The organism is Streptomyces sp. 840.1 (assembly GCF_003751445.1).
Lineage (GTDB): Bacteria > Actinomycetota > Actinomycetes > Streptomycetales > Streptomycetaceae > Streptomyces.
This window is the reverse complement of sequence record NZ_RJUU01000001.1, coordinates 1,196,865-1,223,189: the sequence shown is the minus strand read 5'-3', so window position 1 is coordinate 1,223,189 and position 26,325 is coordinate 1,196,865. Positions and strand designations below refer to the sequence as shown.

The following is a 26,325-nucleotide window of genomic DNA, read 5'->3' as shown; positions in this document are numbered from 1 at the left end:
GACTCGGACAGCGATGAGCAGCCTCTTTGACGACAGTTTCCTGGCCGGCCTCCAGCACACGGAGGAAGGGCCCCCGCCGCCCCCCGAGGACTCCGCACCCGAAGCGGTGCCGGAGGACCTCTTCTCAGGCGTGTTCGACGGGCCCCCGCCGCCCCGCGACGCGTACTACCGGGACGGCGCCCACCGCCCGGTCATCGATGCCGCCGCGCTGCTCGACGGGCTGAACACCGAGCAGTGTGCCGCCGTCGTGCACGCGGGCTCCCCGCTGCTCATCGTCGCCGGGGCCGGTTCCGGCAAGACCCGGGTGCTGACCCACCGCATCGCCCACCTGCTGGCCGAGCGCGGCGTGCACCCCGGCCAGATCCTGGCGATCACCTTCACCAACAAGGCCGCGGGCGAGATGAAGGAGCGCGTCGAGCAGCTCGTCGGCCCCCGCGCCAACGCCATGTGGGTCATGACCTTCCACAGCGCGTGCGTACGGATCCTGCGCCGCGAGTCGAAGAAGCTCGGCTTCACCTCCTCGTTCTCGATCTACGACGCCGCGGACTCCAAGCGGCTGATGGCCCTGGTCTGCCGCGATCTCGACCTCGACCCGAAGCGCTTCCCGCCGAAGTCGTTCACGGCGAAGGTGTCGAACCTGAAGAACGAGCTGATAGACGAGGAGACCTTCGCCGGCCAGGCGACGGACGGTTTCGAGAAGACCCTCGCCCAGGCCTACGCGATGTACCAGTCCCGGCTGCGCGAGGCCAACGCGCTGGACTTCGACGACATCATCATGACGACGGTGCACCTGCTCCAGGCCTTCCCCGACGTCGCCGAGCACTACCGCCGCCGCTTCCGGCACGTCCTGGTCGACGAGTACCAGGACACCAACCACGCCCAGTACACGCTCGTACGGGAGCTGGTCGGACCGGCCGGTGCCGCCGACGCACCCGGCGAGCTGTGCGTCGTGGGTGACGCCGACCAGTCGATCTACGCCTTCCGCGGCGCGACGATCCGCAACATCCTCCAGTTCGAGGAGGACTACCCGGACGCGACCACGATCCTGCTGGAGCAGAACTACCGCTCCACCCAGACGATCCTGTCCGCGGCCAACGCCGTCATCGAGCGCAACGAGAGCCGCCGCCCGAAGAACCTCTGGACCAACGCCGGTTCCGGGACCCGGATCACCGGCTACGTCGCGGACACCGAGCACGACGAGGCGCAGTTCGTCGCGGACGAGATCGACCGGCTGACCGACGCGGGCGACGCCAAGGCCGGTGACGTCGCGATCTTCTACCGGACGAACGCGCAGTCCCGTGTCTTCGAGGAGATCTTCATCCGGGTCGGCCTGCCCTACAAGGTCGTCGGCGGTGTGCGCTTCTACGAGCGCAAGGAGGTCCGGGACGTCCTGGCCTACCTCCGGGTGCTGTCCAACCCCGAGGACACGGTCCCGCTGCGCCGCATCCTGAACGTGCCCAAGCGCGGCATCGGCGACCGGGCCGAGGCGATGATCGACGCCCTGTCGCTGCGCGAGAAGATCACCTTCCCGCAGGCGCTGCGCCGCGTCGACGAGGCGTACGGCATGGCCGCGCGTTCCGCCAACGCCGTCAAGCGGTTCAACACGCTGATGGAGGAGCTGCGCACGATCGTCGAGTCGGGCGCGGGCCCCGCGGTGGTGCTGGAGGCCGTCATGGAACGGACCGGCTACCTGGCCGAGCTCCAGGCCTCCACCGACCCGCAGGACGAGACCCGGATCGAGAACCTCCAGGAGCTCGCCTCCGTCGCACTCGAATTCGAGCAGGACCGGGGCGAGGAGGAGGGGGCGGGGACGCTCGCCGAGTTCCTGGAGCGGGTCGCGCTGGTCGCCGACTCCGACCAGATCCCCGACGAGGACACCGACGGCTCCGGAGTCGTCACGCTGATGACCCTGCACACGGCGAAGGGCCTCGAATTCCCGGTGGTCTTCCTGACCGGCATGGAGGACGGCGTCTTCCCGCACATGCGGGCCCTGGGCCAGGTCAAGGAGCTGGAGGAGGAGCGCCGGCTCGCCTACGTCGGCATCACCCGCGCCCGCGAGCGGCTCTATCTGACCCGGGCCTCGATGCGCAGCGCGTGGGGCCAGCCCTCCTACAACCCGCCGTCGCGGTTCCTGGAGGAGATCCCGGAGCAGCACCTGGAGTGGAAGCGCAAGGGCCCCATGGGCGCCCCTGCGGGACCGACGTCGGGCATCACCTCGTCGCTGTCCGCGTCCCGTTCGCGCTCCGGGCCCTCGGGCTTCGCGACACGGCGGACGTCGGACAGGCCCACGATCACGCTGGTGGTCGGCGACCGGGTCACCCACGACCAGTTCGGTCTGGGCACGGTGACGGCGGTCGAGGGCATCGGGGACCAGGCGAAGGCCACGGTCGACTTCGGGGACGAGCGGCCGAAGAAGCTGCTGCTGCGGTACGCCCCGGTCCAGAAGCTGTAGCGCTCCGGCCCGGGGCTCCCCGGGCCGGAACGAGGGGGCAGGTCAGGTCGGGTCGATGCCGTGGCTGCGGAGCCAGGGCAGCGGGTCGACGGCCGCGCCGCCGCCGGGCCGCACCTCGAAATGCATGTGGGGGCCCGTCGAGTTGCCGGAGTCCCCGGAGTGCGCGATCACGTCACCGGCCTTGACCTGGCCCGAGCGGATCCGGGTGCTGCTGAGGTGGCAGTACCAGGTCTCGGTGCCGTCGGCCATGGTGACGATGGCCATGTTCCCGTAGGCGGTGTTGAACTGCGTACGGATGGTGCCGTCGGTCGCCGCCATCACCGGGGTGCCGTACTGGACGGGGAAGTCGATGCCCGTGTGCACGGACATCCAGTTGACCCCGGCCTGGCCGAAGTACGCGCTGAGGCCGTGATCCTTGACCGGCATGACGTACTTGGGGCGCAGGGCCTCCTTGCGGGCGGCCTCCTCCTCGCGCTTCTTCTTCTCGGCTGCCTGCCGCTCCTTCAGGTCGATGCGCTCCTGGGTGCGGCTGGCGCGGTCCGCGAAGTTCTCCGCGTCGGCGCTGAGGTTGGCGAGCTGGGTGTCCAGCTTGTTGTTGGCGGCGACGGGCTTGACCGCCCCGGGGTCGGCGGCCGCCATCGTGGTGGTGTCGTCCTTCGTCTCCTCGCCGCCGCCCATGCCGCCCACGGAGGCGGCGGCGATACCCGCCACGCTCATCACGCAGGCGGAGGGAACGGCGACGGTGAGGAGAGCGGAGCGCTTGGCGGGCGAACGCCTGCGGCTGCGGCTGCCTCCGCGGGAGACCTGGCGGCCTGCGGGGCGGTGGGAGTCGGCGGGGGACGGGGCGGCGAGGCCTTCGGTGTCCGGTTCGTGGACCGGTTCGGGGTCCTGCTCCTGGGCGAGGTCCGGCTCCGGGAGGCTGAACTCGGAGGTCCGGGAGGGTTCGTAGGCCTCGGGCGCCTCGTATGCCTGGTACGTCCCGTACGCCTCGGCCGTCCCGTACGCCTCGTGCATCTCGTGTGTCTCGTACGGATGCTGCCGGGTCTGTTCGGATTCGTGCGATGCCGTCAAATTCTGCGGCGTCTGCTGTGCGTGCTCGGGCGTGGCGCCGGTGTTCCAGGCGGTGGCGTCGTACGCGCCGGAGTCGTATCCCGCGGTGTCGGTGGTCGACCACTGGCCGTCGGCGTACCAGCCGGAGGTGTCCCACTGGCCCGATGCGTCCGGGGCGCCGCCCTGTGACGGGATGTTCGCGCCGTGACCGTCGGTCGTCGCCCAGGTGGCGGTGGTGTCGTACCGCTGCGGTGCCGCGTCGTACGGGGGGTACTGCTGGGGGTGGGGGGCGTAGGCCGCGTAACCGCTGGTGTGGTCGTACTCGGCGGTCCGGTGGGCGCCGGTGTCCCACTGGGTGGTGTCGTACTGGCCGCTGTAACCGGTCTGGCCGTTGTCGTACGGGGCCGCGTAACCGGTCGTGGTGTCGTACGAACCGTCGTAACCGCTGGGGAGGGAGCCGAAGAGCGGGTCGTTGTCGAAACCGCCCGTGGAGTGGCTGTCGTATCCGACATACCCGGCGTGGGGGTGCTGGTCGTTCACCAACTTCTCTCTCGCCTCGGCAGCAGGACCTTGGTCCGGGGCCCGTGGGGGACCCCGGGGAAAGCAGTGGCCGCGACTGTACCCGGCGGTATGCGACACCGACAATCTTCCACGGCCCGCGAGCGCTCCGGAAACGGGCAATCGGCCGTCTTTCGACGGACCACTCACACAGCCTTGGCTCTATGTTCGAAACCCGTTCTAATTCCGGGCTCGTCCGCGTCGAGCGCCTGGCGGATTCCGGCGGCCACGGCCGGGTGCACGGGCAGCGCGAGATGGCCGATCCCGGTGACCCGCACGTTGACCGCGTCGAGGTCGGGGTGCTCGATGCAGGCCGCCTCGGCGGGGACGACGACCTGGTCCAGCTCGCTCCAGAAGCTGATGAACCGGGTGCGGCAGCCGGGCGCCGGCAGCCGGAGCTCCTCGATCGGGGCCGATCCGCCGCGCATCTGTCGCACGATCGGGTGGGCGCTGGCCAGCGGGGCGACGGCGGTGCCGGCGTGCGGCGTGCCGAGGGTGACCAGGGTGCGGACGCGCCGGTCACCGCCCAGCCGCTGTACGTAGTAGCGCGCTATCAGGCCGCCCAGGCTGTGTCCTACGACGTCGACCTCGCGGTGTCCGGTGCGGGCGCAGATCTCCTCGATGTGGCGGCCGAGCAACTCGGCGGCGGTGCGGATGTCGCAGGTCAGCGGGGAGTAGTTGAGCGATTCCAGATGGCGCCAGCCGTGCCGGGCCAGCGAGCGGCGCAGCAGGACGAACACGGAGCGGTTGTCGATGAAGCCGTGCAGGAGCACGACGGGCGGCCGGTCCGTGTGTCCGGCGCCCGCGCCGCTGCCGGTGTTTCCCGTGTTCGCGCTGGGCAGGGCGGTGGTCCCGACCGGTACGGGGACCGGGCCGGCCGCCGGGCGTGGCGTGGTGCGCCGTTCTCCGGTGATGCCGGTGGGGTAGATCAGTGCGTGTCCGGCGAGCACCACGAGTTCCAGCGCGGTCGCTCTCAGCAGTGCGGACGACAGCCAGGCGTTGCGCGGACCCGGCCGGCGCAGCAGTAGGGGAAGAACGGGCAGGGCCTTCATCGGCCGACCTCCTGCTCCGGCACCCGGGGAGCGGCGGCTCCTGCCCCGTATGCCCTCGTGGGGAGCCGTGTGGAGGTCCGGGCGGCCGTGCGACCGTCCCGGGTCGCCGACCGCCGTGCCTTCCGGATCACCCGCGGTGAGCGGCCGGTGGGCGGTCGGTGAGCCGTACCACCGTGCCGTGCGGCTGACGGCGCGGTGGTACGACGACCTCGTGCGGCTCTCCCGGCGGCGGGTCCCGCACGGCAGGTGTGCCGCGTGCTGCGGGAAACGGCGCCCGGTGAACATGTCCCATGTGTGATTTCCCCCTCCCCGCCCACCGCGAAACAGCGGCTTGCGGGATGCTGTGGATAACGTTCGTTCACATCCCCGGCCTGTCAGGGGCGGGAGACGCGTGTGGAGGCAGTGATGGGTGTGACCGGTCCGATCCGAGTGGTGGTGGCCAAGCCGGGCCTCGACGGCCATGACCGAGGGGCCAAGGTGATCGCGCGGGCACTGCGCGACGCCGGCATGGAGGTCATCTACACGGGGCTCCACCAGACTCCCGAGCAGATCGTGGACACCGCGATCCAGGAGGATGCCGACGCGATCGGCCTGTCGATCCTCTCCGGTGCGCACAACACGCTCTTCGCGAAGGTGATCGCCCTGCTGAAGGAGCGCGAGGCCGAGGACATCAAGGTCTTCGGCGGCGGCATCATCCCGGAGGCGGACATCGCACCGCTCAAGGAGCAGGGCGTCGCGGAGATCTTCACCCCGGGCGCGACGACGGTCGAGATCGTCACCTGGGTCAACGCGAACGTCCGCCAGCCGGCGGAAGCCTGATCCTGCGGGCGGGCCGGCCCGGTCCGTCCGCCCGCTCCCCCTCGGGCCGGGGCCGCCCTCTACCGCTGTCCGGCTCACCGGACCGCCCCTTCGCGCTGTCCGGCTCACCGGACCGGCGTCAGTTCCGCCTCCATTCCCGCGCGCAGTCGCAGGGTGGAGACCAGCCGCTGGAACGCCTCCGACCAGTAGCCGTTCGCGCCGGGGGAGGCGTCCGCCGGTTCGTCGGGGGTCGTGGTGAGGACCTCCAGGCGGTCGGCCTCGGCCGGGTTGAGACAGCGCTCCGCGAGGCCCATCACGCCGCTGAAGCTCCACGGATAGCTGCCGGCGTCCCGCGCGATGTCGAGGGCGTCGACGACGGAGCGGCCGAGCGGTTCCGCCCAGGGCGTCGGGCAGACCCCCAGCAGCTGGAACGCCTCCGACAGTCCGTGCGCGGCGATGAACTCGGCCACCCAGGCGGCCCGTTCGGCGGCGGGCAGCACGATCAGCAGCTTCGACCGCTCGGCGAGCGATGCCGTGCCGGGGGCGTTCGACGGGGGCGTCGACGGGGCCCCGAGCAGCGCCCGTGCCCACTCCGGGTCCCGCTGCCGGACGGCGGCCCGGCACCAGGCCGCGTGCAGCTCCTCGCTCCAGCCGTCGGCCACGGGCAGCGCGACGATGTCCCGCGCCTCGCGCCCGCCGAACCGGGCCGGCCAGATGGTGAGCGGGGCCGACTCCACCAACTGGCCCAGCCACCAGGACCGTTCGCCCCGACCGGACGGCGGGAGCGCCACCACGCCGTCGCGCTGCATCGCCGCATCGCATTCGTGCGGGGCCTCCACGGCCACGGACGGCCCGGTGCCGGTGAGGCCGGGGCTCACGCAGGACAGCGCGCGCTCAGCCATCCGGAGGGCGAGCGCCGATCCGGGCAGCGCGGACAGCAACTCGGCGGCCGTCGACCGCACATTGCGGCTGCGGTCGGTCAGGGCCTGCTCCAGGAAGGGTTCGTCGGCGCCGGAGAGCCCGGTGCGCAGCGAGTCGACGAACATCAGCCGGTCCTCGGCCCGCTCGGTGGCCCAGGTCGTGGCGAGCAGGGCGAGCGCGGCGCCGGCCTCGTGCGCCCGGACCGCCGAGAGCAGGGCGACCCGTTCGGCGAACAGGCCTTCCTCCCAGAGCCGGTGGACCGCTTCCCGGTCGGTCACGTCCGGCAGCAGCGAGGTGCCGGACGAACCGCGCAGCGCGAACTTCCACTCGGGGTTCAGCCCGGCCAGCCAGAGTCCGCGCGGTCCGGCGAACGTCAGGGCCTGCGGCCGCAGATCGGTCCGCGCGCGGGCCGCGTCCAGCAGGGCGGGCAGGGCCGCGTCCGGTGCCCGGTAGCCGTGCAGATTGGCGATGGCCAGCCACTGCGGGATCAGTTCCGTCAGGTCGGGGGCCGTGCCGCGTCTGCCACCGGAGCCGCTCGGGGCCGCCCGGTCCGCGAGCAGCCGCTCCAGCCGGCTCCGGGCGGCCCTCGGCAGGGCCGGCCGGGGGTCGGCGGGCGCCGGGCCGGGCCGGGGCGCGGCGGGGGCCGGCAGCAGGCCTGCCCGGCGCCGCACGGTGTGCAGGGCGGCGGCGTTCAGCAACGCGGCCGCCGCGCCGTCCGGACCGGTGCCGTCCGGACCGGTGCCGTCCGGCATCGCGGGCGGGCGGCGGTCCGTGCCGAGCAGGGCGGAGGTGACGAGCTCGTCCCACGGGGTGGCGGCCGCCGAGGCGGCGGTACCGGGCATCGCGCTGGGTGTGGTGGGTGCGGTGGGCGTGCTGGGTGTGTCGGTGCGGGGCATCGTTCCTCCTTCAGGAGTCACGGGAGTCACGGGAGTCGCGGGAGCTACGGGAGGCGCCGGGGTCAGATGAGCGGCACGGCCTCGGGCCCGGCCTCTGTGTCCGCGCTGTGTGCGGGCGTGGCCGGCCAGGCCGCGAGCGGGTCGAAGCCCCGGTGGCCGCACTCCCCGAAGACGGTGACCGGCCCGCCGCCGGAGAGCGCGACGAGCTTCCACAGCGCGGGCCGGGACAGCGCGGCCGGGGCGACGGGCAGGGCCGCATCCCCTTCCGCGTCGGCCAGTTGCCAGCCGTCCCGGGACGGCACGGGTATGACGTCGCGCAGGGTAACCGGCCAGGATTCCAGCCAGGGGTCGTCGCCGAGGGCCCGCCCGTACGCGGCGATCGCCCCGGCGGCCGTGACGCCCGGCGGTGGTGCGCCGTTCGGCGCCGGGGCCCCGAACTGCGTTCCCAGGTCGGCCCGTAGCTGTCCGGCCCCCTGATGCGGTGCGATCTCCGCGTCCAGCGTGGCGCCCACCGGCAGGGCCTGTCCGGGGGAACGGCCGGCGGCCCCGAAGGACAGCAGCAGCGCGATGCGGCCCGACTCCCGCCCGTACAGCCAGATGCGGCGGGCGACGATCTTGCCCTCGGGGGTGTCGTACTGGGCGAGGACCAGCCAGTGGTCACGGACCGGCGCGCCCCCGGGCGGGGCCGGCAGCCCGATCCGGGTACGGACCGTGGCGGCCAGCTGCGGCGGCAGCCGGTCGATGCCCTGCCAGCCCGTGTCCAGCAGGTGCAGCAGCGCGCACTCCTCCAGCAGCCGCACCGGCCAGCCCGGCCCGGACGCCGGTATCGCACCCAACTCCCGTACCCGGCCCGCGAGGCCGGGTGCCTGGGCGTCGACCATGCGGGCCGCCGTCTCCTCCCACAGCCCGTACCCCGTCTGCTCGGCTGCCGCCAGCCCGCCGCGCACCAGGTCGGTCAGGCGCCGTTCCAGCTCCTGCACGCCGCCGCCGATCCGCTCGGCCCGGCGCTCGGCCCGCCGCCTGGCCGCCACCGGATCGGCGGGCCCGGCCGAGGCGTCCTCGCCGCCCTCCGGCCGCTCCTTCAGCGCTGCGGCCCCGGCCCGGCGCCGCCGGTCCGCAAGCCACTCACCGGCCCAGTCCGGCGGCTCGGCCGCAGGCAGCGCCGTCTCGTCGGACGCGCGGAGCAGCAACAGGCCCAGCGCGTGCTTGCAGGGGAACTTCCGGCTCGGGCAACTGCACTTGTACGCGGGACCGGTGGTGTCGATCACCGTCCGGTACGGCTTGCTCCCGCTTCCCTTGCACAGCCCCCACACCGCACCCGGCCCGTCCCACCCGGTGTCCGACCACGGCCCGGCCGAACCGAGCCTGTTCCCCGCCTTGCGTGAAGCGTCGTCAGGAGCCAGGGCCAGGACCTGCTCCACCGTCCAGCGCACTGCCGGAGCAGCGGTGCGCAAGGGTTCTCCCCCGTCAGTCAGCAGCATGGGTACGACGGTAGGCCGCACCACTGACAACGCCTGCGACCTGCGGGAACGTTGATTGTCAGTGCCATGGTGCACGGTGGGAAGCGCATCGGGACGACCGATCCGGAGGGGGATCCATGACCGTGTCCGAAACCACCGCAGCCGTGGGCGCCGAGGCGCTGCGTCCGCACGCCGAGGAGGCCTTCGCCGACGAGCTGAAGGCGCTCGCGGCCGCCGACGACCGCCCCAGGCCCGCCCGTTGGCGGCTGTCGCCCTGGGCCGTCGCCACGTACCTGCTGGGCGGCGTGCTGCCCGACGGCACCGTGATCACCCCCAAGTACGTGGGCCCGCGGCGCCTCGTGGAGGTCGCCGTCACCACCCTCGCCACCGACCGGGCGCTGCTCCTGCTCGGCGTGCCCGGCACCGCCAAGACCTGGGTGTCCGAACACCTCGCGGCCGCCGTCAGCGGCGACTCGACCCTGCTCGTCCAGGGCACGGCGGGCACCCCCGAGGAGGCGGTCCGCTACGGGTGGAACTACGCGCAGCTCCTCGCGCACGGCCCCAGCCGCGACGCGCTGGTGCCCAGCCCGCTGATGCGCGCCATGTCCGAGGGCATGACCGCGCGGATCGAGGAGCTCACCCGCATCCCCGCCGATGTGCAGGACTCACTGATCACGATCCTGTCCGAGAAGACCCTGCCGCTGCCCGAGCTGGGCCAGGAGGTCCAGGCGGTCCGCGGGTTCAACGTCATCGCCACGGCCAACGACCGCGACCGGGGGGTCAACGAGCTGTCCAGCGCGCTGCGCCGCCGGTTCAACACGGTGGTCCTGCCGCTGCCGGCCACCCCCGAGGCGGAGGTCGACATCGTCTCCCGGCGCGTCGACCAGGTCGGCCGCTCGCTCGACCTGCCCCCCGCACCCGACGGCCTCGCGGAGATCCGCCGCGTCGTCACCGTCTTCCGTGAGCTGCGCGACGGGGTCACCACGGACGGCCGCACCAAACTCAAGTCGCCCTCGGGCACGCTGTCCACGGCCGAGGCCATCTCCGTCGTCACCAACGGCCTGGCGCTCGCCGCCCACTTCGGTGACGGGGTGCTGCGCGCGGGGGACGTCGCCGCGGGCATCCTCGGCGCGGTCGTCCGGGACCCGGCCGCCGACCGGGTGGTCTGGCAGGAGTACCTGGAGACGGTGGTGCGCGAGCGGGACGGCTGGAAGGACTTCTACCGGGCCTGCCGTGAGGCGTCCGTATGACCGGCGCCCCGCGCCCCGCCGGGCCGCTGCTGCTGGGGGTGCGGCACCACGGCCCCGGCTCGGCCCGCGCCGTCGGCGCCGCGCTGGACGCCGCCCGCCCCAAGGCGGTGCTCATCGAGGGCCCGCCCGAGGGCGACGCGCTGCTGCCGCTCGCCGCCGACGAGCAGATGCGCCCGCCCGTCGCGCTGCTCGCCCACGCGGTGGACGATCCCGGCCGGGCGGCGTTCTGGCCGCTCGCCGGGTTCTCGCCCGAATGGGTCGCGATCCGCTGGGCCCTCGCGCACGACGTCCCGGTCCGCTTCATCGACCTCCCCGCCGCGCACTCGCTGGCCATGACGGAGAAGGAGGAGGAGCGGGAGGCGGGGCGCCGGGCAACGCCCGAGGGCTCCGGGGAAGCGGTCCCCGCGCCCGTCCCGGTCGACCCGATCGGGGTGCTGGCCGAGACCGCGGGCTACGACGACCCCGAGCGCTGGTGGGAGGACGTCGTCGAACACCGCGCCCACGACGGCGGCCCCGCCGACCCGTTGGCGGCCTTCGCCGCGCTCGGCGAGGCGATGACCGCGCTGCGCGAGGTGTACGGGGACGGCGGCCACCCCAGGGACGCGGTCCGCGAGGCGTACATGCGGATCCAGTTGCGCACGGCGCGCAAGGAGTTCGACGACGACGTCTCCGTGGTCTGCGGTGCCTGGCACGTACCCGCGCTCGGAGCGAGGACGACGCTCGCGGCCGACCGGGCCCTCCTCAAGGGGCTGCCCAAGGTCAGGACCGAGCTGACCTGGGTGCCCTGGACCCACCAGCGGCTCGCCCGGCACAGCGGGTACGGGGCCGGTATCGATTCACCCGGCTGGTACGCCCACCTCTTCGCCTCCCCGGACCGCCCGGTCGAACGCTGGATGACCAAGGTCGCCGGACTCCTGCGCGACGAGGACCGGTTCGTGTCGTCCGCCCATGTCATCGAGGCCGTCCGGCTCGCCGCGACCCTCGCGGCCATGCGGGGCCGCCCGCTCGCCGGACTGAGCGAGGCGACCGACGCCGTGCGGGCCGTGATGTGCGAGGGCTCCGACGTGCCGCTCGCCCTCGTCCGGGACCGGCTGATCGTCGGCGGCGCACTCGGCGAGGTGCCGGACACCGCCCCCGCCGTGCCGCTCCAGCGCGACCTCACCCGCAGGCAGCGCACCCTGCGGCTCAAGCCGGAGGCGTCCGAACGGGACATCGAGCTCGACCTCCGCAAGGACACCGACGCGGCCCGCAGCCGGCTGCTGCACCGGCTGCGGGTCCTCGGCGTCGGCTGGGGCGAGCCCACCGAGGGCCGGGGGAGCACCGGCACCTTCCGGGAGAGCTGGCGGCTGCGCTGGGAGCCCGAGCTGTACGTACGCGTCGCGGAGGCCGGCATCTGGGGCACCACCGTGCTCTCCGCCGCGACCGCCCGTGCCGAGTCGGACGCCCTGTCGGCCACCGCCCTGGCCGACGTCACCGCGCTCGCCGAACGGTGCCTGCTGGCCGGACTGCCCGACGCGCTGCCCGTCGTCATGCGGGTGCTCGCGGACCGCGCGGCGCTCGACACGGACGTCGGCCACCTCGCCGACGCCCTGCCGTCCCTGGCCCGCTCGCTGCGCTACGGGGACGTCCGCTCCACGGACACCACCGCGCTCGGGGAGGTCGCGGCAGGGCTCGCGGAGCGGATCTGCGTCGGGCTGCCACCCGCCTGCACCGGACTCGACGACGAGGGGGCGGCAGCCCTGCGCCCCCAGGTGGACGGCGTGCACACGGCGATCGGCCTGCTCGCCGGCGCCGTACCGGCCACCGCGGACGGGCTGCGCGAACGGTGGAGAGCGGTGCTGCACAAGCTCGCCGCCCGGGACACGGTCGCGGGAGTGATCCGGGGCCGGGCCGCCCGGCTCCTCCTCGACGACGGGCACCTCGAACAGGACGACGCGGCCCGGCTGATGGGCCTGGCCCTGTCGCCCGGGACACCGCCCGCCGACGCCGCCGCATGGATCGAGGGCTTCGTCGGCGGGGCTGCCGGCGGCGGCATGCTCCTCGTCCACGACGAGAGGCTGCTCGCCCTCGTCGACACCTGGCTGTCCGGAGTCTCCCCGGACACCTTCACCGACGTGCTGCCGCTGCTGCGCCGCACCTTCTCGGCGTACGAGTCGGGCGTCCGGCGCACGCTGGGCGAGCTCGTCCGGCGCGGCCCGGCCGCCGGGGGAGGGAACGCGGCGGCCGCCGCCCCCGGTGGGACGACGGCGCCCGGATTCGGCCCCGTCCTGGACGGGCCGCGCGCGGACGCCGTCGTACCGGTGCTGCGCCTCCTGCTCGGCCTGGACACGGAAGCGGGCGCGCAGGCATCGGCGGAGGGACACGAGAACACCGAGGAACCGCTGGGGGCAACAGGATGACGACGACCAGGGCGAACGAGCCGACCGCAACGGACGAGCCGACGACAACGGCCGGGCCGACCGAGGGGGACGGTGTTGCCCGCGCCGCGCACGTCGCGGACGACGCCGAACGGCTGCGGCGGTGGCGCATGGTGCTGGGCGCGGACAGTACGCAGAGCACCGGCCACACCCCGGCCGGCCGCGACGCCGCGATGGACGCCGCGCTGACCGCGCTGTACGAGAGCGGCGGCAGACAGCCCGGCGGGCGGGGCGGCAGCGGCCGCTCGGCCGGCCTCGGCGCGTCCGCGCCCTCCGTGGCCCGCTGGCTCGGGGACATCCGTACGTACTTCCCCAGTTCCGTCGTCCAGGTCATGCAGCGCGACGCCATCGACCGGCTGGGCCTCTCCGCGCTCCTGCTCGAACCGGAGATGCTGGAGGCCGTCGAGGCGGACGTCCATCTCGTCGGCACACTGCTCTCGCTCAACAAGGTCATGCCGGAGACGACGAAGGAGACCGCGCGGGCCGTCGTGCGCAAGGTCGTCGAGCAGTTGGAGAGCCGGCTCACCACCCGGACCACGGCCGCACTGACCGGCGCCCTGGACCGTTCCGCGAAGGTCAGCAGGCCGCGCCACCACGACATCGACTGGAACCGGACCATCCGGGCCAACCTCAAGAACTACCTGACCCTCCCCGGCGCGGACGGCGAGGACGGGACGGGCACCGTCGTGCCCGAGCGGCTCATCGGCTACGGGCGCGCGGCGCAGTCCGTGCGCAAGGACGTCATCCTCTGCATCGACCAGTCCGGTTCGATGGCGGCCTCCGTGGTGTACGCCTCGGTCTTCGGCGCCGTACTCGCCTCCATGCGCGCCCTGCGGACCAGGCTCGTCGTCTTCGACACGGCCGTCGTCGACCTCACCGACCAGCTCGACGACCCGGTGGACGTGCTCTTCGGCACCCAGCTCGGCGGCGGCACCGACATCAACCGGGCGCTCGCCTACTGCCAGTCGCAGATCACCCGCCCGGCGGACACCGTCGTCGTACTCATCAGCGATCTGTACGAGGGCGGCATCCGCGACGAGATGCTGAAGCGGGTCGCGGCGATGAAGGCGTCCGGGGTGCAGTTCGTGACGCTGCTCGCCCTCTCCGACGAGGGAGCGCCCGCCTACGACCGCGACCACGCGACGGCACTGGCCGCGCTGGGTGCCCCGGCCTTCGCCTGCACCCCGGACCTCTTCCCCGAGGTGATGGCGGCCGCGATCGAGAAGCGGCCGCTGCCCGTGCCGGACCGGGAGGCCCCCGCGTGACCTGCGCGACGGGCCGCCCCCAGGCCCGTACCGGGGCCGATTTGTCCACTGCGACCCGGCCACCAGGGCGGTCTGTGACCGTAATCACCGCCCAGGGGTCAGCTGCGATTTAGGGTCCTGCGGGGCACGGGGATAACCTGCGAGATGGACATGCCGCGTATTCGGTCACCGTGTGCGCCTTCCTGGTGACAGAGCAGTCACGTTGCCCCTCGCGGCACGCCCACGCAGAAAACCAACCGCGAGACCATTTGATAAGGGACGGACGCGCGTGGACCTGTTCGAGTACCAGGCGAGGGACCTCTTCGCCAAGCACGGTGTACCGGTGCTGGCCGGTGAAGTCATTGACACGCCTGAGGCAGCCCGCGAGGCGACCGAGCGGCTGGGCGGCAAGTCTGTCGTCAAGGCGCAGGTGAAGGTCGGTGGCCGAGGCAAGGCCGGTGGCGTCAAGCTGGCCGCCGACGCAGACGAGGCGGTCGCCCGCGCGACCGACATCCTCGGCATGGACATCAAGGGCCACACGGTCCACAAGGTGATGATCGCCGAGCTGTCGCCGGAAATCGAGGCCGAGTACTACGTCTCGTACCTCCTGGACCGCACCAACCGCACCTTCCTGGCCATGGCCTCGGTGCAGGGTGGCATGGACATCGAGGAGGTCGCGGAGAAGACCCCCGAGGCCCTCGCGAAGGTCCCGGTCAACGCCGTTGACGGCGTCGACATCGTGAAGGCCCGCGAGATCGTGGCCCAGGCGAAGTTCCCGGCCGACGTGGCCGAGGGTGTCGCCGAGGCCATGGTGACCCTGTGGGACACCTTCGTCGCCGAGGACGCGCTCCTCGTCGAGGTGAACCCGCTGGTGAAGACCAAGGACGGGCGCATCCTGGCCCTGGACGGAAAGGTGTCTCTCGACGAGAACGCCGACTTCCGCCAGCCGGAGCACGAGGCGCTCGAGGACAAGGCCGCAGCCAACCCGCTCGAGGCTGCCGCCAAGGCCAAGAACCTCAACTACGTCAAGCTCGACGGCGAGGTCGGCATCATCGGTAACGGTGCCGGTCTGGTCATGTCGACCCTGGACGTCGTCGCGTACGCCGGTGAGAACCACGGCAACGTGAAGCCCGCCAACTTCCTCGACATCGGTGGCGGCGCCTCCGCAGAGGTCATGGCGAACGGCCTGGAGATCATCCTCGGCGACCCGGACGTCAAGTCCGTGTTCGTCAACGTCTTCGGCGGCATCACCGCCTGTGACGAGGTCGCCAACGGCATCGTCCAGGCGCTCGAGCTGCTCAAGACCAAGGGCGAGGCGGTCACCAAGCCGCTCGTCGTGCGTCTCGACGGCAACAACGCGGAGCTGGGTCGCAAGATCCTCTCCGACGCCAACCACCCGCTGGTCCAGCGCGTGGACACCATGGACGGCGCGGCCGACAAGGCCGCCGAGCTCGCCGCGGCTGCGAAGTAAGGAAGAGGGACTCAGACCACCATGGCTATCTTCCTCACCAAGGACAGCAAGGTCATCGTCCAGGGGATGACCGGCGCGACGGGCATGAAGCACACCAAGCTCATGCTCGCCGACGGCACCAACATCGTCGGCGGCGTGAACCCGCGCAAGGCCGGCACCTCCGTCGACATCGACGGCAACGAGGTACCGGTCTTCGGTTCCGTCAAGGAAGCGATGGAGAAGACCGGCGCGAACGTGTCCGTCCTCTTCGTGCCGCCGGCCTTCTCGAAGGCCGCCGTCGTCGAGGCGATCGACGCCGAGATCCCCCTCGCCGTCGTGATCACCGAGGGCATCGCCGTTCACGACTCGGCCGCCTTCTGGGCGTACGCCAACGCCAAGGGCAACAAGACCCGGATCATCGGTCCGAACTGCCCCGGCCTGATCACCCCCGGTCAGTCCAACGCGGGCATCATCCCGGGCGACATCACCAAGCCCGGCCGTATCGGTCTCGTGTCGAAGTCGGGCACGCTGACCTACCAGATGATGTACGAGCTCCGTGACATCGGCTTCTCGTCCGCCGTCGGCATCGGTGGCGACCCGGTCATCGGTACGACGCACATCGACGCCCTCGCGGCGTTCGAGGCCGACCCCGAGACCGACCTGATCGTCATGATCGGCGAGATCGGCGGCGACGCCGAGGAGCGCGCGGCGGACTTCATCGCGAAGAACGTGACCAAGCCCGTCGTCGGTTACGTCGCGGGCTTCACCGCCCCCGAGGGCAAGACCATGGGCCACGCCGGCGCCATCGTCTCCGGCTCCTCCGGCACCGCGCAGGCGAAGAAGGAGGCCCTTGAGGCCGCCGGCGTCAAGGTCGGCAAGACGCCGACCGAGACCGCCAAGCTGGCGCGCGAGATCCTCGGCGCCTGACGCTCACCGCGTCGGAGCAGCACCGCAGGATCGCGCCACCGAGCGCACAGACGCGGGCCCGTACCCCGGCCGGGGGTACGGGCCCGCGTCTTTCGTGTACGCGTCCGGGCTCAGCCCGCGTGGGGAACCAGCCGGGCCGGACCGTGCACCAACTCGCCGCCGAGCTTCTTCTGGAGCTTCTTGTCCTGCGGCGTGAGCTTCTGCGGCCCGCCGAGCGCGGGCACCCCGCCGACCTTCTGGGCCGGCGACTGGGGTGTCTCGTACTTCCTGGGCGCGGTGGCGAGGGTGATCAGTGTCAGCCCGATCAGCAGCACGGTGAACGCGATCGCCGCCCGCGTCCAGAGCTGTGCCTTGCGCTCGCTGCCCGTCCGGATCAGCTCCGGGACGGGCAGTGAGGTCGCGGGCTGGGCGAGGGCGAGTGCGCCGAGGTGCTCGTGCAGCAGCGCCGCCTGCTCGGCCGGTTCCTTCGGCGCCGCGAGCTCGGGCAGCCGTTCCACGATGGCCGCCCGCGCGGTCATCAGCCGCCCCGCCGCCGCCGGAGTGCTCGCCTCCGTCTCCGCCGCGGTCTCGGGCAGCCCCAGGCCGACGCCGTCGTGGAGCAGCAGCGTGCGACGGTACGCGGGCGGCAGGGACAGCAGTGCGTCGAGCAGCGCGCGCGGGCCGGGTGCCTCGGGCGGCGGATCGGCGCGGCGGTGTTCGGGGTGCAGCCGGCGCCACGGCGACATCGCGTGTTCGTAGGCGGCCGCCCGGACCCAGCCCGCCGGGTCGCGGTCCACGGCGACCTCCGGCCAGCGCTGCCAGGCGAGGTCGAAGGCCTTGCCGACGGCCTCGCGGGACAGGTTCCGGCGTCCCGTCAGCAGGTAGGTCTGGCGGAACAGCGCGGCGGCGGTGTGCCGGTACAGGGCGTCGAACGCCTCCGCAGGCGCCTCCGCAGGCGCCTCGGCGGATGCCCCGGCGGACGGCTCGGTGGATGGTTCGGCGGGGGACTCGGCGGGTGTCCCGGCAGGGGCCGGAGAGGGCTCCGGGGGCAGCACCGGGGGCGGTGCCTGGGTGCCGGCCGGCTTCGCGGCCGAGGCGGGCGCCGACGGGCGGTGCGCCGATGGGTGGTCAACCGACGGACGGTCCACCGGTCCCGGCGCGTCTCCGGAGGAATCCTTCGACCACTTGTCCGAGGTCCCCGGCTCGATGGCATCGACGGCATCGACGGCATCGACGGCACCGGTGGCATCCATGGCACCCACGGCATCGATGGCACCGGCGGTCCCGGTCGCATCGGCGGGCGGCGTGGACGTCGCGTCGGCCGTTCCGATGAGCCGGGCGTACGCCTCGCGCTTGCGCCCGCGCGGGCTGGTGCGGCCCGTCTCCCAGGCCCTGACCGTGGCCCGGGTGACGCCGACGGCCGCCGCGACCTGCTCCTCGCTCAGTGACTTCGCCTCCCGCAGCCTGCGACGCTCCTTGGGTGAGGGAAGCGGTTGGGCGGCTGCCGTGCCGGTCGTGCTCTGTGTCATGAGGGCTCCCCGCCCGGCCTGCACTGGGTGAAAAAGTACATAAACGTATATTGAGCGACACAGCGGTCATTCGCCCGTTACATGGATTAAGCGCGTGTCGTTGGGAGCATTGCGGTGTGACCCAAGTGACCGAACGCAGCCCCTCGTTGTCGGCAGAGCAGGGACAGCCCGCCGTACTGGCCTCGGCGGTGCTGCGCGGAGTGCTCGCCGCAGGGCTCGGACTGGGCTCCGTCGCGGTGCTCGTCATGGTGCTGTGGATCAGCTCGCCCGCCTCCGCCGGCGGTCCCGGCGAGGCCGTCCACACGGCGGCCGGCCTCTGGCTGCTCGCCCATGGTGCCGAACTGATCAGAACCGACACGCTGACCGGCACCCCGGCCCCCGTCGGCGTCGTCCCCCTGCTGCTCGCCGCGATGCCGGTCTGGCTGGTGCACCGCGCGGTCAGGGATGCGCTGGAGCCCGACGAAGGGCGCGGAGCCCCCTCGCCCACCGCCGCGTTCGCGCTGGTGACGGGCGGATACCTGCTGGTCGGGGCGCCGGTCGCGCTCTACGCGCGAGGCGGCGCGCTCTTTGCCGAGCCGCTGTCCCTGCTGTTCCCGTCGCTCCTCGTGGTGGCGGGCGCGGCGGCCGCCGGGGTGTGGACGGCCTCCGGCCGCCCGCTCGGGCCGCCGCCGTCGTGGGCACCGGTACGGCTGCACGAGGCGATGGCGCGCTCCCTGTTCGTCCGGCGGGCGGAGGCGGTGGGCCGGTCCGCGGCGGCCGGGGTGATGGTCCTGCTGGGCGGGGGCGCGCTGGTGGTCGCGGCGGCACTGGTGTGGCACGCGGACCCGGTCCAGGACTCGTTCCTGCGGCTCTCCGGCGACTGGGCCGGGCGGTTCGCGGTGCTGCTCCTGGCGCTGCTGCTGGTGCCGAACGCGGCGGTGTGGGGCGCGGCGTACGGGCTGGGGCCCGGGTTCGCGCTCGGCACGGCGGCTACGGTCACCCCGCTCGGGTTCACCGGCCGCGCGGCGGTGCCGGACTTCCCGCTGCTGGCCGCGATGCCGGCCGAGGGCGCGGGGGCGCCGCTGAACTGGGCGACCGCCGCCGTCCCGGTCGCCGCGGCGGTCACTGTCGCCTGGTTCACTGTGCGGCGGGCGGCCCCCGCCCACGGTGTGCGCGAGGAGGCGTGGAGCCTGCGGGAGACCGCGTTCACCGCCGCGCTGGGGGCGCTGGGGTGCGGGATCGGCGCCGCGCTCCTCGCGGCGGCGGCCGGAGGACCGCTCGGGACCCGGGCACTGGCGGAGTTCGGCCCCGCGTGGTGGCTCACCGGGGCGGCGGCCCTGGGGTGGACGGCCGTGCTGGGCGTTCCGCTGGCGCTGCTGCTGCGGGCCTGGCGGCTGCGTGGAGGCACCGCCCCCGAACGGCCGGCGACGGAGGCGGAAGGGGCCGGGAGCACGGCAGGGGCGCAACGGGCCGGAAAGACCGGGAAGAAGGAGACCGTGCCCGCAGCCGCGCCGGTACCCGCACCCGCGCTTGTACCCGTATCCCTGCCCGGAGCGGGCGGCGGCTCCGCCGGGCGGGTCGCGGACAGCGGCGAGGCCGAGGCCGAGGACGACGAGCTGTACGACTTCCTGCCGACCGACCCCTGGCACGCGAGGGCGGCAGACGAACCGGCGGCGACAGACGAACGGGCGGCGACAGACGAACGGGCGGCGGCAGACGAACGGGCGGCGGCAGACGAACGGGCGGCGGCAGACGAACGGGCGGCGGCAGACGAACGGGCGGACCGGTCGGCCGAGGCCGGACCGGTCCGCCCGCCGGACGCCGCTTCCCCTGACGCGGACGCTACTTCTTGACGCCGAAGAGGGGTTCCAGCGGCTTCGGCAGCAGGTCGTTGCAGGACACCTGGCCCGACTTGGTGAGGGCGTCGTTCACGCAGGTGTAGTAGTCCCGGTAGACGAGCTGCACCGTGAACGATGTCGCGACGATCGCCAGAGCGACCAGCGCCGTCACCAGACCGCTGACCGCGGCCGTCGTCTGCTGCCGGCTGCCGCGCTGCACGACGTTCGCGCCCGGTGCGCCCGGCGCACCCGGTGCGGTGGGTGCGGGAGCGGGCACCGGAGCCTGGGGTGCGGGAGCGGATCCAGGAGCGTGGGCCGCGCCCGCCCCGGCGGGCTTCTCACCGGTCGTCGAGGGGTCCTTCGGCTTGGCGCGGAGCGCGCTGATCGACCAGTAGGTCGCGAGCGCGCCCAGCAGCAGGGCGATCTCCGGGAGATCGAAGATCGCGAAGAAGAAGGCCCACATGCCGGCGAGCAGGGAGTAGCGCGCCCGGCGCTGGACGGGGTCGGTCGGATCCCAGCGCATCCCGCCGGGCTTGCCCTCGGGACCGCCCTTGCCGCCCCCCTGTCCGTTCGGCCCGGCGGGTCCGGCGGGCTGTCCGCCGAAGCCACCGCCCTGGCGGCCCGGCTGGTGGCTGCTCCACTGGCTGCCCCAGACGGGCCGGTCGTCCGTGGAGCCTCCCTCGGGCGCGTCGCCGCCGTCCCCGCTGTCGCTGTTGTTCCCGCCGGCGACCGGGTGGCGCGGCTGCCACGGCTGGTCCGGGCGGTCCTCCGGTGGCGGCGCGAAGGGGTTGTCGTCCTGCGGTCCGGACCCGGAGGATCCCGACGGCGAAGAGGACGAAGGGGACGAGGAGGAGGAGCCCGGCGTGGGGGACTGGCGCTCCCGCATCAGCAGTGAGCTCGGCTCGGTGAGCGGTTGGCGGAAGGCGGTGCGGCGGCGTCGGTCCGGCATATGGTGAACGTCTTCCCCATCTCGTCGTTGCCGCCCTGCGGACGGTTCGCTGTCCCTGACGCTACCTCCCGGCGACGAGAGGCCGAAAGCTGGGCGTGCACGCGCGGTGGCCGACAGCTGCCGATACCCAGCGCCTGCCGTCACACCCGCGGCTGCCTCACGGCGACGACGGGAGTGTGATGCCAGGCCCAGGTGTATTGATCACGAGCGTTGTCGACACCGGTCTGGTCCTGAACATGGCGAAGACCTCCGGTGCGGTGGCAGCTGTCCAGGAACTCACCGCGCGGAGGTCTCCGTGCCCCACCGCATGCCCGGCTGACCGTTTTCGGTAGGCAACTGCTGGTCGCGCGCCTTCCCGGACCGTCTCCGACTCGCCGGTCTGCATAACGACGCCGGCGGGGGTAGCCGCCGTTCATGGCAAACGAACAGCACGGCAAGGAAAAGGAAAGAGATCAGGACACGGAGGCGGGGCCGGACGTCCAGGTGGAGCGCGAGGCACCGGACGCCCCGACCCAGCTGGGCAAGGCGTCCTGGTGGGCGGTCCTCAAGCGGACGGCGAAGGAGTTCCAGCAGGACGAGCTGACCGACCGCGCCGCAGGGCTCACGTACTACGGGGTTCTGTCACTCTTCCCAGCCCTCCTGGTACTCGTCTCGTTCCTCGGGCTGGCGGGTGAATCGACTACGCAGAAGGTGCTGGACAACGTCGAGAAGCTGGCGCCGGGGGTCGCCAAGGACGTGACCAAGAGCGCGATCACCCAGTTGGAGGGCAGCGGCGGCACCGGTTCGGTCATGGCGGTCGTCGGCCTGGCGGGCGCACTCTGGGTCGCCTCCGGGTACGTGGCGGCCTTCATGCGCGTGTCGAACTCCGTCTACGACCTGCCGGAGGGCCGGCCGCTGTGGAAGGTGCTGCCGGTCCGCGTCGGGCTCACCCTGGTGCTCATGATCCTGGCCTGTGTCAGCGCCCTGATGGTGGTGCTGACCGGGGGTATCGCCCGTGAGCTCGGCGCCTTGCTGGGCATCGGCGACACCGCGCTCACGGTCTGGTCCATCGCGAGGTGGCCGGCCCTGGTGCTCTGCGTGGCCGTCATGCTGGCGATCCTGTACTGGGGCGCCCCGAACGCCAAGGGCCGAGGCGTCACCTTCGGCTCCCTGGGCAGTGTCCTGGCGCTGCTGATCTGGGTGGCCGCCTCCGTGGGCTTCACGCTCTACGTCGCCAACTTCGGGTCCTACAACAAGACCTACGGTGCGCTGGCCGGCGTCATCGTCTTCCTGATCTGGCTGTGGATCACGAACGTGGCCATCCTGCTGGGCCTGGAGTTCGATGCGGAGATGGCTCGTGAACGCGCCATTCTGGGCGGCCACCCGCCGTTCGAGGAGCCCTACGTCGAGCCCCGCGACACCCGTGCGTGGTCCGACGAGGACCGTCGGTCGATGGGCGAGACGGGCCCCTCCAGCGACGTGCGCAGCGGCTGAACGGCCGGCGTGCCGCGCCGCTCGTACGCGGGACGGAACACCGGCCCTCGGTACCGGCGTTCCGTTCCGGCCAGGGGCGCTGACGAGTCCGGAGAATTCCATGGCCGGCTCCTTCGTGGCCGGTGTGTCGGTTCCGGACGCCCCTGCGGGCGGCCGGGACCGCCTTGGACTGGGGCTTTCTTCACATCGTTGACAGAGAGACAAATCCGTTGCCGGGAAGGCGTCTCGTCATTCCTGCTTCGTTCGTGCATACGTCCGGACTGCAAGGGCAGGCGAACGTAAGCCACGAACGACGGAGGCCGACCAGCGAGCGGCCCTCCCCGGCGACAGGCGGAGGATGAGTACCGAAAAGGACACCGATAAGGAGCACGACACCGATAAGGCGCACGACGAAAAGCGCGTTGACGTCCCTACCGCTATGCGGCAGGCCTCCGCGCAGCTCACAGAATTGCTCCAGTGCGAGCCCGGCTCCGTTTCGGCGGTCAAGGCGACCGAGGACGGCTGGGCGGCGGATGTGGAGGTTCTTGAGCTGGAGAGGGTTCCGGACACCATGAGCGTTATGGCCTCCTACCGGGTGCAACTCGATCCGCAGGGAAGGCTCATGGCTTACGAACGGCTGCGTCGATACGCCAGAGGCCAGATCGATCGGCGCTGAAATCACGTCGTCAGTCAATCGGAATGACGTGACCGGACAAGACGTAGATCTCTGAAAGGAGTTCCCATGACACTCGTGCAGCAGAGCAATGCGACGGCCGGAGGGAGCGGCGGCTCAGGAAATCTCTACGACGTTCTTGAGCTCATACTCGACCGCGGCCTGGTCATCGACGCGTTCGTCCGCGTATCCCTGGTGGGCATCGAGATCCTCAAGATCGATGTCCGGGTGGTGGTCGCCAGTGTCGACACCTATCTGCGGTTCGCCGAGGCCTGCAACCGGCTCGACCTCGAGTCCGGCCGCAAGGCGCCGAGCCAGCTGACCGATCTGGTCGGCGACATGACGGAGAACGGTGCCAAAGGCAAGTCCAAGGGCGCGCTGACCGGAGCCGTCGAAGCGTTCAGCGAGTCGTTGCAGGGCAAGAGCGAGGAATCCGAGGAGGAGCCTCGTAAGCGTCCTGCCCGCAAGTCCACATCCAGCCGTCAGTCCCAGCGACAGGAGTAGCGGTGCCCACCTACATCTACGCCATTACCCGTGCCGACCACCCGTTGCCCCTGAACGGCCTGCACGGCGTGGGCGAACCGCCCTCGGAACTGCGCACCCTGCAGACCGACCGGCTCGCCGCCGTGGTCAGCGACGCCCCTCCCGGGCTTCGCGCGAAGCGGCGGGACGTCATGGCCCACCAGAGCGTGCTGGAGTCGCTGATGGCGGGCGGTGCGACCCTGCCCATGCGTTTCGGTCTGGTGGGGCCGGACGACGAAGAGGTCACCGCGGCCCTGGACCGGGAGGCCGACGCCTACCGTGAGCGGCTGACGGAGCTGGACGGCCAGGTGGAGTACAACCTGAAGGCCGGCCGGGACGAGGAGGATCTCCTGCGGGAGATCATGGCCGAATCCGACGAGATACGGCAGCTCAACGAGCGGACCCGCGCCCAGGGCGGCCACGAGGATCGAGTCGCCCTCGGGGAGCTGGTGGCCCGTGAGGTGAGCGCCCGCCACGAGCGGGAGGCCGCGGAAGTGGCGGCCCGGCTGGCCGACGTGGCCACCCGCAGCTCGCACGCGGAGCCCGCACCCCAGCAGTTCCTCAACCTGTCCTTCCTCGTGCCCCGGGCAGGCACCGACACCTTCGTGAACGCGGTCCAGCGCGAGGCGGACCAGCGGGGCGAAGGGTACTCGTACACCCTGACCGGGCCGCTGCCGCCGTACAGCTTCGTCTGATCACCGCGGCCCGTCCGGCTCCCAGGAGAGTGGAGGTGATCTGCCGCCATGGGCCTTGTCACCACCATCTTGACCCTGCCGCTGGCTCCCGTACGGGGGTCGGTCTGGGTACTCGAACAAGTGGTTCAGGCCGCTGAGGACGAGTACTACGACCCCGAGCCGGTGCGCGCCCGGCTCGCGCAGCTGGAACAGGACCTGAACAACGGCCTCATCGACGCCGACGAGTTCGACCGGTGCGAGGACGAACTCCTCGACCGCCTCGACGCGATCGAGGAGTACCGACAGAGCAAACGGTCCACGCCATGACCATCAGCTCCAACCACACGTGACAGGGGGAGATCCGAGGTGCAGTTCAGATGACGAAAAATGCCAAGATAGGTGCCGCTCTGGTGGGGGGATACCTGCTGGGGCGTACGAAGAAGGCCAAACTCGCCCTGGGGTTCGGGATGTTCCTCATCGGCAAGAAGTTCGACCTCGACCCGAGGCAGCTCGGCAAGACGCTCGCCGCTTCTCCGGTCCTGGGCTCCCTCAACGACCAGGTGCGCAAGGAACTGGTGGATGCCACCAGGACGGCGGCTACCAAGGCCGTCACGCAGCGGGCCGGCAGTCTGGCCGACTCGCTCCAGCAGCGCACCCAGGCGCTGGCGGCCGGGCCCGGGGCCGATGACGAGGAGCCGGAGGAGGACGTCGAGGACAGCACGGCGGCCGACGACGAGGCCGAGACGGAGCAGGACGAGGACACCGACGGGGGCGGGACGCGCAAGAGCGCTCCCCGCAGGTCCGGCTCCAAGTCGGGCTCCAAGAGCTCCGAATCGGGCACCAAGTCGGGCTCGGGGAGCCGGTCGTCGTCGAGCCGCAGCCGGTCCGGGAGCGCGAGCAAGGCCTCCGCCCCCGCGCGCAGCCGCAGCGGCACCGCACGCAAGACCGCGGCCTCCGCCGCCCGCAAGACCCGGGGAGGCGGCAATGCCTGAATCCACACTCGGCGGAATCAAGGACGACGTGGTCAAGAACCCGGCCACCGACCGCCTCAAGGACGAACTGCAGAACTACGTCCGGGCGCGTGCCGAACACGCGGTGACCCAGCTGGGACACCGGCTCGGTGACTCGGTGTCCAAGCTCGCGGAGCCGGGCAGCGGCGGGGGTGCCTTCAAGAGCCTCGCCAAGGGCGGGCAGGCCCTCAGCGAGGGCAAGTCGCCCGGCCAGGCCGCGCTGAGCGCGGGCGCCTCCCACGTCAAGGACACGATCAAGGACAAGGTCAAGGGTTTGTTCGGCAAGGGGCGCAAGTCCGGCGGGGGCAAGTCCAAGAGCGTCACCATCGTCGAGGACATCGACGTCGGTGTGCCGGTCCGCGAGGCGTACGACCAGTGGACGCAGTTCCAGGAGTTCAGCTCGTTCGCCAAGGGCGTTGTGAGTGTGGAGAAGGCGGACGACACCAGCAGCAACTGGAAGGTGAAGGTCGCCAAGTCCACGCGCAGTTGGAAGGCGAACGTCACCGAGCAGGTGCCCGACGAACGCATCACCTGGACCACCGAAGGCGCCAAGGGCACCGTCAAGGGCGTGGTCACCTTCCACGCGATCACCGACGGGCTCACCCGCGTTCTGCTGGTCCTGGAGTACTTCCCCAAGGGCCTGTTCGAGAAGACGGGCAACATCTGGCGCGCCCAGGGCCGCCGGGCCCGGCTCGATCTGAAGCTGTACCGGAAGTTCATCATGATGCGCGGCGAGGCGACCGACAGCTGGCGCGGCGAGATCCGTGACGGTGAAGTGGTCGTCAGCCATGACGAGGCCGTCGAAGAGGAAGAGGCGCAGAACGACGAGGGCGCCGACGGCGACGTCTCCGAGGACGGGGAGCCCGGCGAGGAGGCCGAACCCGACTACGACGACGAGGAGCCGGCCGACGAGGAGCCGGCCGCCGACGACGACGAAGACGCCGACGACGACGACGAAGACGCCGACGACGAAGACACCGAGGACGTCGAGGACGTCGCGGACGAGGACGTCGAGGACGACGACGTCGAGGACGAGGACGCCGACGAGGAGCCGGTGGACGAGTTGGACGAGCCGGAGGACGAAGCCGAGGACGTCGCGGACGAGGAGGACGAGCCCGCGTACGAGGACGAGGCCGAGGAGCCCCGCCCGGCCCGCCGCTCCCGCCGTCGTACGGCCGCCGCCGACCGGTGACCGGGGCAGCGCACAGACCCCCACCGACACCCCACGGAAAGGCGTGAGAGACC

21 protein-coding genes are annotated in these 26,325 nt (G+C 72.1%); 15 read left to right on the top strand and 6 right to left on the bottom strand.

The window, feature by feature from the left end:
• The first annotated feature begins 13 nt into the window (after positions 1-13).
• Positions 14-2,452 (top strand): DNA helicase PcrA, encoded by a 2,439-nt coding sequence (gene pcrA / locus EDD93_RS05495; protein ID WP_123524107.1) that lies wholly within the window; start codon positions 14-16, stop codon positions 2,450-2,452.
• 42 nt (positions 2,453-2,494) lie between these two features.
• Here the strand turns inward: pcrA and EDD93_RS05490 are convergent, their stop codons facing one another.
• Both EDD93_RS05490 and EDD93_RS05485 read right to left on the bottom strand, forming a co-directional pair.
• Positions 2,495-4,042, bottom strand: coding sequence for a M23 family metallopeptidase (locus EDD93_RS05490; protein ID WP_123524106.1), 1,548 nt, complete (start codon positions 4,040-4,042; stop codon positions 2,495-2,497).
• 164 nt (positions 4,043-4,206) lie between these two features.
• Positions 4,207-5,112 (bottom strand): triacylglycerol lipase, encoded by a 906-nt coding sequence (locus EDD93_RS05485; protein WP_123524105.1) that lies wholly within the window; start codon positions 5,110-5,112, stop codon positions 4,207-4,209.
• 405 nt (positions 5,113-5,517) lie between these two features.
• On the opposite strand from EDD93_RS05485, the gene EDD93_RS05480 reads away from it, so the two are divergent.
• The gene (locus EDD93_RS05480) at positions 5,518-5,931 is read left to right on the top strand and encodes a cobalamin B12-binding domain-containing protein (protein WP_123524104.1); all 414 of its coding nucleotides are present in this window, start codon (positions 5,518-5,520) and stop codon (positions 5,929-5,931) included.
• A 104-nt stretch (positions 5,932-6,035) separates the two neighbouring features.
• On the opposite strand, the gene EDD93_RS05475 is transcribed toward EDD93_RS05480, so the two are convergent.
• Positions 6,036-7,727 carry a DUF5691 domain-containing protein gene (locus tag EDD93_RS05475; protein ID WP_123524103.1) on the bottom strand — a complete coding sequence of 564 codons (1,692 nt, stop codon included), beginning with the start codon at positions 7,725-7,727 and terminating at the stop codon, positions 6,036-6,038.
• A 62-nt stretch (positions 7,728-7,789) separates the two neighbouring features.
• Positions 7,790-9,208, bottom strand: coding sequence for an SWIM zinc finger family protein (locus EDD93_RS05470; protein WP_185092216.1), 1,419 nt, complete (start codon positions 9,206-9,208; stop codon positions 7,790-7,792).
• 116 nt (positions 9,209-9,324) lie between these two features.
• On the opposite strand from EDD93_RS05470, the gene EDD93_RS05465 reads away from it, so the two are divergent.
• From EDD93_RS05465 to sucD, 5 genes are all read left to right on the top strand, one after another.
• Entirely contained in the window at positions 9,325-10,437 is a 1,113-nt protein-coding gene (locus tag EDD93_RS05465) for an AAA family ATPase (RefSeq protein WP_123524101.1), read from the top strand.
• Positions 10,434-12,836, top strand: coding sequence for a DUF5682 family protein (locus EDD93_RS05460; RefSeq protein ID WP_123524100.1), 2,403 nt, complete (start codon positions 10,434-10,436; stop codon positions 12,834-12,836). Before EDD93_RS05465 ends, EDD93_RS05460 begins: the two co-directional genes overlap by 4 nt.
• On the top strand, positions 12,833-14,119 hold the full coding sequence (locus tag EDD93_RS05455) for a VWA domain-containing protein (RefSeq protein ID WP_185092215.1): 1,287 nt from the start codon (positions 12,833-12,835) through the stop codon (positions 14,117-14,119). Before EDD93_RS05460 ends, EDD93_RS05455 begins: the two co-directional genes overlap by 4 nt.
• Before the next feature lie 268 nt (positions 14,120-14,387).
• A complete protein-coding gene (gene sucC / locus EDD93_RS05450; RefSeq protein WP_123524099.1) occupies positions 14,388-15,569 on the top strand; it encodes an ADP-forming succinate--CoA ligase subunit beta in 1,182 nt (393 codons plus the stop codon).
• 21 nt (positions 15,570-15,590) lie between these two features.
• Positions 15,591-16,475 (top strand): succinate--CoA ligase subunit alpha, encoded by an 885-nt coding sequence (sucD, locus tag EDD93_RS05445; protein ID WP_123524098.1) that lies wholly within the window; start codon positions 15,591-15,593, stop codon positions 16,473-16,475.
• A gap of 110 nt (positions 16,476-16,585) precedes the next feature.
• Here the strand turns inward: sucD and EDD93_RS05440 are convergent, their stop codons facing one another.
• Positions 16,586-17,983: a helix-turn-helix domain-containing protein gene (locus EDD93_RS05440; RefSeq protein WP_123524097.1), complete on the bottom strand. Its 1,398-nt coding sequence runs from the start codon at positions 17,981-17,983 to the stop codon at positions 16,586-16,588.
• Positions 17,984-18,108: 125 nt separating this feature from the next.
• Between EDD93_RS05440 and EDD93_RS05435 the strand changes: the two genes are divergently transcribed.
• Positions 18,109-19,815 (top strand): DUF6350 family protein, encoded by a 1,707-nt coding sequence (locus EDD93_RS05435; protein WP_123524096.1) that lies wholly within the window; start codon positions 18,109-18,111, stop codon positions 19,813-19,815.
• Here the strand turns inward: EDD93_RS05435 and EDD93_RS05430 are convergent.
• Complete coding sequence (locus tag EDD93_RS05430) at positions 19,805-20,749, bottom strand: hypothetical protein (protein WP_123524095.1); 945 nt, start codon at positions 20,747-20,749, stop codon at positions 19,805-19,807. The genes EDD93_RS05435 and EDD93_RS05430 overlap by 11 nt on opposite strands.
• 414 nt (positions 20,750-21,163) lie before the next feature.
• Here EDD93_RS05430 and EDD93_RS05425 point away from each other — a divergent pair, with 414 nt between their 5' ends.
• From EDD93_RS05425 to EDD93_RS05395, 7 genes are all read left to right on the top strand, one after another.
• A complete protein-coding gene (locus EDD93_RS05425; RefSeq protein WP_123524094.1) occupies positions 21,164-22,222 on the top strand; it encodes a YihY/virulence factor BrkB family protein in 1,059 nt (352 codons plus the stop codon).
• Between the two features lie 337 nt (positions 22,223-22,559).
• Positions 22,560-22,877: a gas vesicle protein gene (locus EDD93_RS05420; RefSeq protein WP_123524093.1), complete on the top strand. Its 318-nt coding sequence runs from the start codon at positions 22,560-22,562 to the stop codon at positions 22,875-22,877.
• A 66-nt stretch (positions 22,878-22,943) separates the two neighbouring features.
• Positions 22,944-23,378 (top strand): gas vesicle structural protein GvpA, encoded by a 435-nt coding sequence (locus EDD93_RS05415; protein ID WP_123524092.1) that lies wholly within the window; start codon positions 22,944-22,946, stop codon positions 23,376-23,378.
• 2 nt (positions 23,379-23,380) lie between these two features.
• Positions 23,381-24,091 carry a GvpL/GvpF family gas vesicle protein gene (locus EDD93_RS05410; protein WP_123524091.1) on the top strand — a complete coding sequence of 237 codons (711 nt, stop codon included), beginning with the start codon at positions 23,381-23,383 and terminating at the stop codon, positions 24,089-24,091.
• Between the two features lie 48 nt (positions 24,092-24,139).
• Positions 24,140-24,397, top strand: coding sequence for a gas vesicle protein GvpG (locus EDD93_RS05405; protein ID WP_123524090.1), 258 nt, complete (start codon positions 24,140-24,142; stop codon positions 24,395-24,397).
• Positions 24,398-24,447: 50 nt separating this feature from the next.
• Positions 24,448-25,062: a hypothetical protein gene (locus EDD93_RS05400; protein ID WP_123524089.1), complete on the top strand. Its 615-nt coding sequence runs from the start codon at positions 24,448-24,450 to the stop codon at positions 25,060-25,062.
• A complete protein-coding gene (locus tag EDD93_RS05395; protein WP_123524088.1) occupies positions 25,055-26,272 on the top strand; it encodes an SRPBCC family protein in 1,218 nt (405 codons plus the stop codon). The genes EDD93_RS05400 and EDD93_RS05395 overlap by 8 nt, the downstream gene beginning before the upstream one ends.
• The last annotated feature ends 53 nt before the right edge of the window (positions 26,273-26,325 follow it).